This window comes from Winogradskyella pulchriflava (genome assembly GCF_042434315.1).
GTDB classification, from domain to species: domain Bacteria; phylum Bacteroidota; class Bacteroidia; order Flavobacteriales; family Flavobacteriaceae; genus Winogradskyella; species Winogradskyella pulchriflava.
Map to the genome: position 1 here is coordinate 149,260 of NZ_JBHLTQ010000007.1, position 13,192 is coordinate 162,451.

Consider the following 13,192-nt stretch of genomic DNA (forward strand, 5'->3'; position numbering starts at 1 on the left):
GAAATGAATATAAACTGTTAGTAACTGTTATATTTGACCAAGAAACAAAAATCAATTATTTTCAATTTTTAAAAAATCTACCTACTAGGTTTTTTATATCCATGATTGTAAATTAAAAAGTATTGATTTAATCGTTTATTATTTAAGTGATTACTTTTGTTTCTTTAGTTAAATAAAATAACAATGGCCCCAAAGACCAAAAAAAATATAGCCATACTTAGTATTACTCTAGGTAGCGGTGGAGCAGAAAAAGTAATAAGCCTTCTTTTAAAAGAATTAAAAAAGGATTACAACGTTACTTTGGTGCTTTTTCACAACACTATACATTTCCCTATTCCAGAAGGTATTACTATTAAAATACTTTCTGATAATCCTCCAGACAGAGCATTTTACTTAAAGTTTATAGATACGTTTAAATACATCATTAAGTATTATCGTTTTGTAAAAAACAATAAGATTGATATTTCAGTATCTTTTTTGGCATTTCCTAATTTAATAAACGGCATCGTTTCTACCTTTAATAAAAAGGTAAAAACCATTATTAGCGAACGAGGATTTCCTTCAGATAATGTAACGAGCAAGTTATCGTTCTACATTTCAAAGCTGTTCTACCCTATTTTTTATAATAGATGTACAAAGCTATTTTCAAATTCTGTACACATTAATAACGATTTAAGAGATAATTTTGGTGTTAAAATACCTATGGAAGTTATTTATAACCCAATTGAATTGCCAAATAATACCATTGTACCAAACAGCCTTAATACCAATACTGAAAAACTTAAGGTAATAACTGCAGGTACACTTAATAAAAGAAAAAATCAGATCATGGTTATTCGTGCTATAAAAGCATCAAATTATAATTATGATTTTTCAATATTAGGAAGTGGAGATTTACATGATTATTTATCTAATGAAATTATTATAAACCAATTAGAAAACAGCGTTACGCTTAAAGGAAAAGTAAAAAATGTAAACGAACATTTACTTAACAGTCAGTGTTTTGTGTTATCATCTTTTACAGAAGGGTTTCCTAACGCTTTATTAGAAGCAATGGCAGTAGGTTTGCCATGTGTTTCTACAAATTGCTTATCTGGCCCATTAGAATTATTAAACGAAAATGAAGCTATTACTATAGCAGATGGCGAATTTTTTATTGGAAAATACGGCCTTCTAGTAAATAATGATGACCACCTAGGCTTAAGTAAGGCAATGGATTATTTTCATAATAACCCAAGTGAAAGAGAAAAATACAGTAAGCTTAGTTTAGAACGAGCAAGACAATACAATTTAGAGAATATTTACTCTAAATTTAAACAGTTTATAGAAAGTTAATCAACCAAAGATATGTGTGGAATTAATGGTATTATAGCCAAGACCAACCGAAGTGACAGTGATATTAAGACCATTCTTAATAGCATGAATGATCTTATCGTTCACAGAGGTCCTGATGAAGATGGACTGTTTTCTGAGGAAAACAATAATTTTTCCGTTGGTATGGGAATGAGAAGATTGTCTATTATAGATTTATCTTCTGGTCAGCAACCAATTTTTTCTGATGATAAGCAAATTGTAATTGTTTTTAATGGTGAAATCTATAATTACCGAAAAATAAAAGCAAAATTAGAAGCTGAGAACGTACACTTTAATACATCGAGTGATACAGAAGTTATATTAAAAGCCTATGAAAAATACGGTGTAGAATCGTTTCAGTGGCTAGATGGCATGTATGGCTTTAGCATATACGACAAAAAGATAAATAAGCTTTTTATTGCTCGTGATTTTTTTGGTGAAAAGCCTTTGTATTATACGCATACAGACAAAGAGTTTATTTGGGCATCAGAGCTAAAATCAATAATAAACACTATAGATTTTACGCCAAATATTTCAAAAAAAGGGTTGAATCTATACTTTAGATTAACCTATATTCCTGCACCACATACTATATACGAAAACATTTATAAGTTAGAGGCCAATCATTACATTGAATATGATTTAGCTTCAAACAATACAACGATACATAAAATAAACGCTGAACCCAAGCCAAAAACAATAGATATTTCTTTTGATGATGCTAAAGCAAAAACTAAAGAACTGGTTTATAATAGTGTAGATAGCAGATCGATTGCAGATGTTGGTCTAGGTACATTTTTATCTGGTGGTGTGGATTCTTCAATTATATCACTTTGTTTAGCACAAGCAACCGACAAAAAAATAGATACCTTTTCAATTGGGTTTAAAAAAGCCTCTTACGACGAAACGGATAAATCTAGAGTTGTTGCAAAAATGATTGATAGTAATCATCATGAGTTTATTATAGATGAAGACGATCTTAAAAACAACATCCATGAAATTTTAGTCAATTTTGACGAGCCTTTTTCAGATACGGCTGCACTACCTACGCACCTATTGTCCGAAAAGACAAGAGAACACGTAACTGTTGCCTTAACAGGTGATGGTGGCGACGAAGTTTTTGGTGGTTACAACAAATATTATATTGGCAAAATGAACAAAAGGTACACAAGCATTGTACCTAAATTTCTACATAAAACGGTTTCAGGTTTAAGCAACAAATATCTTGTTGATAAAGATGATTCGCGTGGTAAAAAATTCAAAATCAACAAGCTGTTAAATGCCATTGATTATGATGGAGATTTCTATTGGGATATAATTTCACTGGCAAACACAAGCAGCCAATTAGCAGAAATTTTAAAGCCAGAATATTTTGAGGATAACTTATTTCAAGAGTACAAAACAGTTCTCGGCAAACAAAAAATTGAAAGCTTAACTGATTTTAGACTGGTAGACAAAATATTGAGTTTAGAGGGAGGCATGCTTGCAAAAGTAGATAGAACAAGCATGATGACTTCATTAGAATGTAGAGCTCCTTTCTTAAATAAGGATATATGGGAATTCACCAATACCTTACCAGAAAGCTATTTAATGAAAGGTTGGAATAAAAAGCATATTTTAAAAGAAGCTTTTAGAGACCAGTTTCCAGATGAGTTTTTAGAAAAAGGCAAAAGCGGCTTTGGAAGCCCAACTGGAGATTGGTTAAGACAAAGCTTAAGAAAAGAACTTGAAAGTTATATAGAACCTAATATGCTTAGAGAGCAAGGCCTTTTTAATGTAGAGGTTATTACAAAACTGGTTAGAGATCACTTAGACAGTAAAAAGGATAGCACATTTAGAGTGTGGTCATTCTATTGTTTTCAAAAATGGTATAAGTATAATTTCCTCAAACAAAATTAAATCAAAATGCAGAAAAAAAGAATATTACTTATAGCATCGTATGATGGATCTCTCATTAGATTTAGAGGTGATTTTATAAAAAGTTTAATCGCTAATGGTTTTGATGTTTTTGCGGCTGCTCCAAGTTTTACGGAGAAGTACAGTCAGCAAATAAAGGATATGGGAGCAACACCTATAGAATTTAATTTGCAGCGTACTGGACTTAACCCTTATAAGGATTTTAAATCCATACAAGAGCTAAAGTCCGTCATTAGAGATAACAAAATAGATTTAGTATTTCCATATACCGTTAAGCCAGTTATTTATGGCTCAATGGCTGCAAATATGTGCAAAGTTCCTGTGATTTCGCTAATAACTGGGTTGGGTTATGCTTTTACTGGTCTAACAACTAAAGCAAGAATACTCCAACGCTTTAATGAAACCTTATACAAATTATCAATTAGAAAAAATAAGGTAATTGTGTTTCAAAATGAAGACGATTACCAACTATTTTTAGACCGAAAGATTATTTCAAAAAAGCAAAAAGTTGATTTTGTAAGTGGTTCTGGTGTCAATCTTGACAAGTTTAGTTTCAAAGAAAAAAATGCTTCAGATAAAGTGAGTTTTCTTTTGGTTGCAAGGTTAATCGAAGAAAAAGGTATTGCCCTATATATGAAGGCAGCTGAAATATTAAAAGCAAAATATCCTAAAGCTGAGTTTCATTTAATTGGCTCAGCAGAAACATCACCTTCTGCCATAAGTGAAGATGAAATTAATCGTTTACACAAAGAAGGAACCATTGTGTTTCATGGAAAACAATATAATATTGAAGAACATTTACACAATAGAGATGTATTTGTTTTACCAAGTTATTATAGAGAAGGTTTACCGAGAACAACTTTGGAAGCATGTGCTTGCGGAAACCCTATAATAACTACAGATTCTGTAGGTTGCAGAGAAGCTGTTAAAGAAGGAGAAAATGGTTTTTTAATTGAACCTAGAAATCTTGATGCATTAGTAAAACCAATGGAATATTTTATAACTAACCCAGAGAAAATCAAGGAAATGGGTATTAATAGTAGAAAATATGCCGAGGAACGATTTGATGTCGATATAATAAATAAGGAGTTAAACGATTTAATTAAAGAAGTCCTTAGTTAACCCAAATAATTAAAACCTATAATTATGAAACTTTATCCAACACTAATAAAGCGTATTGCAGATTTTTTTGCAGCATTAATAGGATTATTAATAGTTTCACCATTACTAATAATTCTCATTATTGTGATGTCTATTTATAATAATGGAAAGCCCTTTTTCTATCAAACAAGAACTGGAAAAAACGGAAAGCTTTTTACAATTATTAAATTAAAAACCATGACTGACAAAAAGGATAGTGATGGTAATCTTTTACCTGTTGCTGAACGCATCACTAAGGTTGGTGATTTTTGTAGAAAATTTTCATTAGATGAAATTCCACAACTGTTTAATATTCTTAAAGGTGATATGAGTTTGGTTGGTCCTCGCCCACTCTTGCCAAAATATTTACCACTTTATACTGAAAGACAAAATAGAAGACATGAAGTAACTCCAGGTATTACGGGTTGGGCTCAAGTAAATGGTAGAAACACTATAAGTTGGGAGCAAAAGTTTGAATATGACGTACATTATGTTGATAATCAGTCATTTTTATTAGACTTAAAAATTATTTTTATGACTATTGACAAAGTATTAAATAGAAAAGACGTGTATTATTCAGATAATGACGACATGCCAATATTTACAGGTACAAAGGAATAATTAAATGATATTTAGTTCCGCTAAGGACAAAACAAACCCTTGTGGCTGGTGTATTTGGTCTAAGTATTTATAAGAATTATAATGAATATTCATACCATTATCTATAAGTGCAACAGTCTGCCAATTTAATTCATTAGGAGCAACAAAGTCTTTTTTTAGATTATCTGCAATGTACCAATAACTATGTTTTGGGAATGCAGATTCAATAAGCTTAAAATTTGCTTGATCTGGTTTTTCAGTACCAATTTCTTCAGAAATAACAATTTTATCTATTAAATCAATTATACCAAGAGCTTTAATCTTAGATAATTGCGTGTTTTTTCTACCGTCAGTTACAATACCAATTTTTCCGTTTTTTAACTTAATAGAGTGTATTAACTCCAGTGCTCCATCAAATATTTTAATTTTTGGCTCATGGCAACGATACATCTCTAATAAGGTCTCAATCTTAATGTTGTATTTTAATACCAATGCTTCAAAAACATTCTGCTTGTTTCTGTAGAGAGAAAACATTGAGGAATATAAAGGTTTCCAATCCTTAGGCTCAAAATGCTGCGCAATGCTTTGGTATGCGGATTTTAAAAAATCCAGCTCGTTATAAAGTGTATCATCTAGATCAAATACTACAACGGTATTCTTATTAACCTTTATATCCATGCACTAAAATTTCATCATCATATCTAATCATAAGCAAATCACTTTCCCAAGAATCAAATTTATCTTCTAATGGTTTTTCAAGTAAATATTCTTCTATAATCCATTTAGGGAAATTAGCACCTGCCAAATAAGATAAAGGGTATCCTCCACCAAATCTTGGGTTTATTTCAATGCCATATACTTTTGACTCATCATTATTATGAAGAAAAAACTGAGCAGTAATACAACCAACGGCACCGTCAATCTTATTGAGGTGTTTTTTTAAATAATCCACTAAAATATTATTTTGTGTATGCGCTTTATACACCTCACCATCTCTAACTTCTAATCGTTTTCTTGGTACAACACATTTTAGCTCATGACTTTTGGAATAATACATATCACAAGTAAATTCGGAAAAATCGGAATGACATATATACTCTAAAAACATAAGTTTTTCGTTATTAAAATGATAATCAATCAATTCGCTTTCTTTGTTTACTAGATAGGTATCAACACTTCTACTACCATCATAAGGTTTTATAAACATAGGTAGAGAATAGTTGTCTTTTTCGTACTCCTTAGCAGTTAAAATCCCATTAGTCTCAAAAAAATTATGAATAACCCTTTTATTGCGGCATTTACGGACAAATTTTACTGAAGAAATAACAACTGTAATCCCAATTTCCTCTAAGCGATCTTTATTTTGCGCTAGCTGAAGTAACTCAGTATCAATAGTTGGTATAATAAGTTTTATATTATGAGACTTACAGAGCTCAACAAATTCTTCAAAATACGAATCGTCTTCTAATCTTGGTACGTCAAAATAGTCATCTGCTACTTGACAAGCTGCTGAAAGTTCAGGTTTGGAGTCAGAAGCAAATACTTTAGAATCTGGAGAAAATTTCTTGAGTTCTTTTTGAAAAGCTCTTACTAATGAAACTCTTCTTCCAGCTGAAGTGATTAAAATGTTCATTTTATTTTGTTAAGGGCAAATATAATTTTCACTAATATATTAAAAACAAATATACTTTTTTGATTGGTCTAACTTTTAAATAAACCCTTATGTACAAAAAAATTAGATAAAGTTACGCCATGTCTCTAATCACCTTAAAATGCATTTATTTGCGCTATTATTTAACAACGTAAATATTTGCTTTTTATCGTGTTTATTTGGGTAGAGTCATATTATTAACGCATATTTAACCGATTTTTAGATCGTGTCCCAAATCCCTCTAAGACATGAAATTGAGATAGTAATGTCTATTACTTAACAATTTTTGCTTATGAAACCTAAAATATGGTTATCGTCACCTCATATGAGCGGTGCCGAACAAACTTACATAAAAGAAGCTTTTGACACTAACTGGGTTGCTCCATTAGGACCAAACGTTAATGGCTTTGAAAATGATTTGCAATCTTACCTTAATGAAGACCGATATGTAGCTGCATTAGCTTCTGGTACTTCAGCCCTACACTTAAGCCTTATTTTATTAGGTGTTACTTATGGTGATGAAGTTATTTGTCAAAGTAAAACCTTTTCGGCTTCTGCCAATCCAATTGTTTACCAAGGAGCTACACCTGTTTTTGTAGATAGCGAAAGTGACACTTGGAATATGTGCCCTATTCAACTTGAAATAGCTATTAAAGATAGAATTGCAAAAAGCAAAAAACCTAAGGCTATTATTCCTGTACATTTATATGGGATGCCTTATAAAGTTGATGAAATTCATAAAATAGCAGAAACTTATAATATACCAATAGTTGAAGATAGCGCAGAATCACTTGGTAGTTTATACAATGGCCAAAACTGTGGTACATTTGGTAACTTATCAATTCTGTCTTTTAATGGTAATAAAATTATAACAACCTCTGGTGGAGGTGCCTTAGTTACAAGAACAAAAGCACATAAAGACAAAGCTGTATTCTTAGCAACACAAGCAAGAGACGATGCTCCACATTATCAACATTCGCATATTGGTTATAACTATAGAATGTCTAATATCGTAGCTGGTATTGGTCGTGGTCAAATGACAATCCTAGATAGCCATGTTGCTAAACGTCGTTCTAATCATGAGTTTTATAAAAATGAGCTTTCTCATATTAATAAGATTACATTCTTAAATGAACCAAAAGGTCATTTTTCTAACCGATGGTTAACGGCTATATTGCTAGATTCTATAGAAACAAGAGAAGGTTTAAGATTAGCACTTGAGGAAGAAAATATTGAATCAAGACCATTATGGAAACCAATGCATCAACAACCAATTTTTAAAGATGCACCTAGTTATTTAAATGGTGTTTCGGATGAGTTATTTGATCGTGGACTTTGTTTACCAAGTGGTTCAAATCTTACTAATGAACAATTGGATAGAGTAATTTCAGCCATAAATACGTATTTTGCAATATGTTAGTCAATTTTCTACATAGAATTTCACAGAGATATGCCTCAAAATGGTTAGTATTACTATTTGACGTAACAATTGTTGTTGCTACTTTTTTCTTAGCATATCTTATAAGATATAACTTTCAGTTTGATTTTGATTTACTTACCGTTTTAAAACAAACACCTTATGTTGCTGTTATAGCTGCTATAAGTTTAATTGCTATTGGCTCGTATAAAGGTGTTGTAAGATTTACCGGATTTAAGGATATCATCAATGTTATTATTGGTGCCAATATACTGGCAACAATACTTATATGCTGTACATTTCTAAGTAGAAAATTTCTCGGAGATGAAAATCTGTTTGATATTTCGGGTTCAATTATATATATCCATTTATTGCTAAATATTTTATTCTTAATTGGAGCCAAATTATTTATAAAATCGCTTTACAATCAGATTACTCAGGATTTTAAAACCATTTCCAATGTATTAATATTTGGTGCTGGCAATTCAGGAATGCTTACTTATGATGCCATTCAAAATGACACTAAAAGTGGCTTGGAAGTTGTTGGCTTCATTGATGATGATGAACGAAAAGTAGGAAAGAAAATAAACTTGCTTAAGGTCTTTAGTATAAGTGAAATTGACGAAAAGTTTATAAAGAAACATAATGTAGAAGATGTTATCATCTCTATTCAAAACATTGATCCTACAAGACTTCTGCAAATAACAGGAAGTTTATTTTCCTTAGGACTTAAAGTAAAAATAGTTCCTCCTGTACAAAGCTGGATTGATGGTGATCTAAGTGTAGGTCAGATAAAAGAAGTAAAAATTGAAGATTTACTTGGTAGAGATCCAATCAATATTAAAAATCCGGATTTAGAAGAACAATACGACAACAAAGTAATATTAATTACAGGTGCTGCAGGGTCTATTGGTAGTGAAATATGTAGAAAAGTAAGTCTATATAATTACAAAAAACTAATTCTTGTGGATAATGCAGAATCAGCACTATACGATATTCAACAAGAATTTAGACAACAAGGATTATCAAATATTGATGCTATTGTAGCCGATGTAAGAAACAAATCTAGAATAGACCAAATATTTAATCAATATAAACCTAAAGTAGTCTTTCATGCTGCAGCCTATAAACATGTTCCTTTAATGGAGAATAACCCGTTTGAAGCTGTTAGTGTTAATATAGGTGGTACCAAAAATGTAGCTGACATAGCAGTTAAGCATAGCGTAGATAAATTTGTTTTAATTTCTAAAGACAAAGCTGTAAACCCAACTAATGTTATGGGTGCAACAAAACGAATTGCAGAACTATATGTAACATGTCTTAAAGGCAAAGGACACACTAAATTCATTACCACAAGATTTGGTAATGTACTCGGCTCTAACGGTTCAGTAATTCCTTTATTTAAAAAACAGATTGAAAAAGGAGGTCCTTTAACGGTGACACACAAGGAAATAACACGTTATTTCATGACCATCCCAGAAGCATGTCAATTAGTACTAGAAGCAGCTGCAATGGGTAATGGTGGCGAAATATTTGTATTTGACATGGGAGAACCTATAAAGATTTTCAACCTAGCAACTAATATGATTATTCTTTCCGGATTACGCTATCCTGAAGATATAGATATAAAAATTACAGGTCTAAGACCAGGTGAAAAAATCTATGAAGAACTTTTAGCTGATGGAGAAAACACAAAGAAAACCTATCACGAAAAAATAATGATTGCTAAATCCAGACATGTGGATATTGATGAAGTTGAAAAACAAATCAATAAATTAACGGCAGTAAAAACCCTAACACAACCACTGGAAATCGTATCATCTATAAAACAGTTAATACCTGAATATATATCCAATAATTCGACGTACGAAGTCTTAGACACAAAAAAATAATCCAAATAATAAACTATACCTAAAAAAATAAAAATGAAAACTCGTAATCTCATTATTCCAATACTTGCATTATTAATGTTGTCTTCTTGTGGTTCTCGCAAAAACATAGTTTACTTTCAAGACGAGCCCATAGAAGGAGATGTTACAATGTCCGAGCCTAAGCAGTTAATCTATAAACCAGATGACATTTTAACAATTAATGTTGCTGCATTAGACCCAGATACTGTAAGACCTTTTAATCTTTCTTTTGTTTCTGGCGGAACAACAGATATTCTAAATGCAAGAGGTGGTACACAACAACAAACCTATTTGGTAGATTACGATGGTAACATACAATTTCCTGTTTTAGGAACATTACAAATAGCTGGTTTAACAAGAACAGAGCTAACAAATATGCTAACTGAAAGGATAAGTGAATACGTTACTGACCCAATTGTAAATGTAAGGTTAGCCAATTTTACAGTGACCATTTTAGGTGAGGTAAGAAATCCTGGTACATTTACCATACAAGATGAAAGAATCACTATCCTTGAAGCTTTAGGACTGGCTGATGACTTAACTATTTTCGGAAAACGAAAAAATGTACTTTTAGTAAGAGAGATAGATGGCAAAAAGAAATATGCAAAAATAGATCTTACTACGGTAAATGTAGTTAACTCACCAGTATATTATTTACAACAAAACGATGTTATATACGTTGAACCGAATAATGCTAAGATTCGTTCATCTACGTATAACCAAAACAATTCAGTATTAATTTCAGCTATTGGTACACTTACTACCATTGCAGCCGTTTTCTTAATAAGATAATAGTATACATTTATAGTATTTATGGAATCAAACTCAAGTTCAGTAACCGCAGATATAAAACAAAAAGTAGAGCTTTTCCTTTCTTATTGGAAATGGATTCTGCTATCTGTTATTCTAGCAATCGCAATAGGATATGCTTACCTGAGATATACTACGTATGAGTTTAAAGCCACTGCCACTATTAAGATTCGTGATGAAAAACAATCTACTAAATTACCTAGTATTGAAGAAATTAGCAGTGAAGGTCTATTTTCTGGAGGAACCGATAAAATAAAGGATGAAATTCAGATTATAAAGTCACGTACATTGATGGAAAACATCATAAAAAAGCTAAGACTTAATATTCGAATATTTAATCAAGGTAAGATAAAAGAGAAAGAATTATATGAAAACCCACCTATCAGTATAAGCTTTTTTGAAAGCGATTCTGTAATCAATAATGTAAAGGCAAACATTTATATTAAAATAAAGAATGATGCCGAGTTTATTTTGTTTAAAGACGATGGTAAGTCATTTATGGATAGAGACGAATCCGAAGGTAAAGTATATGCCTTCGGTGACAAAATAGACACAAATTATGGTGGCATTGTGCTCGTTCCTAATTTAGAATCTGATTCCTTTATAAAAGGAAGAAATCTTAAAATAACTATTACACCAGTAACAAAACTTGTTAGCGGATACCAAAAAAGCGTTAGCGCTTTTACAGAAAAAGGCTCTAGCGTAATTGAGTTAGAGTTAAAAGAAACCGTCGCTCAAAAAGCGGTAGATTTTCTTAATCAATTGATTGCAGAATATAATGATGATGTTCTTAATGATAAGGAAGAGGTTGTTAGGGTAACCTCAGATTTCATTAACAAACGTCTAGAGCAAGTACAAGAAGAATTAGGTGAAGTAGAAAATAATGCTGAGCAGGTACAACAACAAAACAATTTAACTGATTTAAGTTCTCAAACCAATTTAAATCTACAAGCAAAAAAACAACTAGATCAACAAATATCTACCACAGCCACTAATATTCAGATGATTTCTTATTTGCAAGAAGAACTCAATGATGAAAATAAAATTAGTGATATGTTACCTGCCAATGTAGGTATCGGTGATTCTAATACGGCACAGATTATTAGAAACCATAATGAATTGGTTGCTAAAAGAGATAAGCTTCTAAAAAGTTCTACTGAAAAAAACCCAACGGTTGTACAATTGAACAATCAGATTGATGCCTTAAAAAACAATCTTCAAAGTTCATTGAACAGTATGAAGAAAACTTCAGAACTTACGCTAAATAATTTAAACAATGAAAGTAATAGAATAAGTGGACAACTCTATGTCGCACCATCAAAAGCTAGGAAGTTTAGAGGTGTACAACGTCAACAAGATATTAAAGAATCTCTTTATTTGTACTTATTAGAAAAGAGAGAAGAATCAGCGATAAGACTTGGTATGTATCAACCAAATGCAAAAATTGTTGATGATGCCTACTCGTCATTTAAACCTGTAGCACCAAATCCAACAATTACATATTTGGCAGCATTAATTTTTGGACTCATGATTCCGCTTGGGTTAATTTATGTTTCTGACTTGTTAGACACCAAACTCTATCAAAAGAATGATTTAGTTAGTATATTAAACATACCATATATTGGTGACATTCCTAGATCTTCTAAAAAGGAAAAGCTTGTTAAAAAAGCTGATTATTCTCCAAAAGCGGAAGCTTTTAGGATCGTAAGATCTAATGTGGATTTTATGCTTAAAGGAGTAGATGGAAGAGCCAAGAGGTTATTTATTACATCAACTAAAGCACAAGAAGGAAAATCGCACACAAGTACAAATCTAGCAACTTCTATTTCATATTCAGAAAAGTCAGTACTCTTAATAGAAATGGATATTAGAGTCCCAAAAATCTTAGATTATCTTGAGATTGCTGAAAAGCCTAAAAAGGGACTTACAGATTATCTAGCTGATTCATCTATAAAACCTCAAGAAGTTATAGTGAAACGTAAAGGTAATCCATACTTAGATATCATTCCATCTGGTACAATACCTCCAAATCCATCAGAATTATTGATGAGCGATAGAGTTGAAGAACTATTTAATTATTTTGATAAAAAATATGATTACATCATTGCTGATACTTCGGCAGTAGGTTTGGTTAGTGATACGCTACTTATTTCTAAGTATGCAGACATGTTTATTTATGTAGTTAGTGCAGATGGTGTGGACAAACGACAATTAGTACATGTTGCCAAAACACTTTACGATGATAAACGATTACCTAACATGACAATGTTATTGAATGGTTTAAAATCTGGACCAAAAGGTTATGGCTATGGCTACGGCTATGGAGATAATCCTAATAAGAAAAAGAAATGGTATCAAATCTTTTCGTAATCAAAACGCACAATTAATATTTTA

General features: G+C 31.4%; 10 protein-coding genes. 8 read left to right on the plus strand and 2 right to left on the minus strand.

From position 1 onward, the window contains the following. Positions 1–183 precede the first annotated feature (183 nt). The 4 genes from ACFFGA_RS14190 to ACFFGA_RS14205 are packed head-to-tail and all read left to right on the plus strand — an operon-like array spanning position 184 to position 5,031. The gene (locus tag ACFFGA_RS14190) at positions 184–1,335 is read left to right on the plus strand and encodes a glycosyltransferase (protein ID WP_386064989.1); all 1,152 of its coding nucleotides are present in this window, start codon (positions 184–186) and stop codon (positions 1,333–1,335) included. A gap of 12 nt (positions 1,336–1,347) precedes the next feature. Then, positions 1,348–3,252: an asparagine synthase (glutamine-hydrolyzing) gene (gene asnB, locus ACFFGA_RS14195; protein ID WP_386064990.1), complete on the plus strand. Its 1,905-nt coding sequence runs from the start codon at positions 1,348–1,350 to the stop codon at positions 3,250–3,252. A gap of 6 nt (positions 3,253–3,258) precedes the next feature. Next, a complete protein-coding gene (locus tag ACFFGA_RS14200) occupies positions 3,259–4,392 on the plus strand; it encodes a glycosyltransferase family 4 protein (protein ID WP_386064991.1) in 1,134 nt (377 codons plus the stop codon). A gap of 24 nt (positions 4,393–4,416) precedes the next feature. Further along, positions 4,417–5,031, plus strand: a complete 615-nt coding sequence (locus tag ACFFGA_RS14205) for a sugar transferase (protein WP_386064992.1) — start codon at positions 4,417–4,419, stop codon at positions 5,029–5,031. On the opposite strand, the gene ACFFGA_RS14210 is transcribed toward ACFFGA_RS14205, so the two are convergent. After that, positions 5,032–5,688, minus strand: a complete 657-nt coding sequence (locus ACFFGA_RS14210) for an HAD family hydrolase (RefSeq protein WP_386064993.1) — start codon at positions 5,686–5,688, stop codon at positions 5,032–5,034. Further along, on the minus strand, positions 5,672–6,643 hold the full coding sequence (locus tag ACFFGA_RS14215; protein ID WP_386064994.1) for an ATP-grasp domain-containing protein: 972 nt from the start codon (positions 6,641–6,643) through the stop codon (positions 5,672–5,674). The genes ACFFGA_RS14210 and ACFFGA_RS14215 overlap by 17 nt, the downstream gene beginning before the upstream one ends. A gap of 310 nt (positions 6,644–6,953) precedes the next feature. Between ACFFGA_RS14215 and ACFFGA_RS14220 the strand changes: the two genes are divergently transcribed. From ACFFGA_RS14220 to ACFFGA_RS14235, 4 genes are read left to right on the plus strand one after another with little or no spacing between them, the layout of a single operon-like run. Further along, entirely contained in the window at positions 6,954–8,081 is a 1,128-nt protein-coding gene (locus ACFFGA_RS14220; protein ID WP_386064995.1) for a DegT/DnrJ/EryC1/StrS family aminotransferase, read from the plus strand. Next, the gene (locus ACFFGA_RS14225) at positions 8,075–9,970 is read left to right on the plus strand and encodes a polysaccharide biosynthesis protein (protein ID WP_386064996.1); all 1,896 of its coding nucleotides are present in this window, start codon (positions 8,075–8,077) and stop codon (positions 9,968–9,970) included. The genes ACFFGA_RS14220 and ACFFGA_RS14225 overlap by 7 nt, the downstream gene beginning before the upstream one ends. A 33-nt stretch (positions 9,971–10,003) precedes the next feature. Beyond that, positions 10,004–10,780 carry a polysaccharide biosynthesis/export family protein gene (locus ACFFGA_RS14230; protein WP_386064997.1) on the plus strand — a complete coding sequence of 259 codons (777 nt, stop codon included), beginning with the start codon at positions 10,004–10,006 and terminating at the stop codon, positions 10,778–10,780. 21 nt (positions 10,781–10,801) lie between these two features. After that, positions 10,802–13,168, plus strand: a complete 2,367-nt coding sequence (locus ACFFGA_RS14235) for a GumC family protein (protein WP_386064998.1) — start codon at positions 10,802–10,804, stop codon at positions 13,166–13,168. Positions 13,169–13,192 lie beyond the last annotated feature (24 nt).

Coding starts and splice junctions, on each gene's coding strand:
- ACFFGA_RS14190 (WP_386064989.1), top strand. CDS start 184: ATGGCCCCAAAGACCAAAAAAAATATAGCCATACTTAGTATTACTCTA.
- asnB (WP_386064990.1), top strand. CDS start 1,348: ATGTGTGGAATTAATGGTATTATAGCCAAGACCAACCGAAGTGACAGT.
- ACFFGA_RS14200 (WP_386064991.1), top strand. CDS start 3,259: ATGCAGAAAAAAAGAATATTACTTATAGCATCGTATGATGGATCTCTC.
- ACFFGA_RS14205 (WP_386064992.1), top strand. CDS start 4,417: ATGAAACTTTATCCAACACTAATAAAGCGTATTGCAGATTTTTTTGCA.
- ACFFGA_RS14210 (WP_386064993.1), bottom strand. CDS start 5,688: ATGGATATAAAGGTTAATAAGAATACCGTTGTAGTATTTGATCTAGAT.
- ACFFGA_RS14215 (WP_386064994.1), bottom strand. CDS start 6,643: ATGAACATTTTAATCACTTCAGCTGGAAGAAGAGTTTCATTAGTAAGA.
- ACFFGA_RS14220 (WP_386064995.1), top strand. CDS start 6,954: ATGAAACCTAAAATATGGTTATCGTCACCTCATATGAGCGGTGCCGAA.
- ACFFGA_RS14225 (WP_386064996.1), top strand. CDS start 8,075: ATGTTAGTCAATTTTCTACATAGAATTTCACAGAGATATGCCTCAAAA.
- ACFFGA_RS14230 (WP_386064997.1), top strand. CDS start 10,004: ATGAAAACTCGTAATCTCATTATTCCAATACTTGCATTATTAATGTTG.
- ACFFGA_RS14235 (WP_386064998.1), top strand. CDS start 10,802: ATGGAATCAAACTCAAGTTCAGTAACCGCAGATATAAAACAAAAAGTA.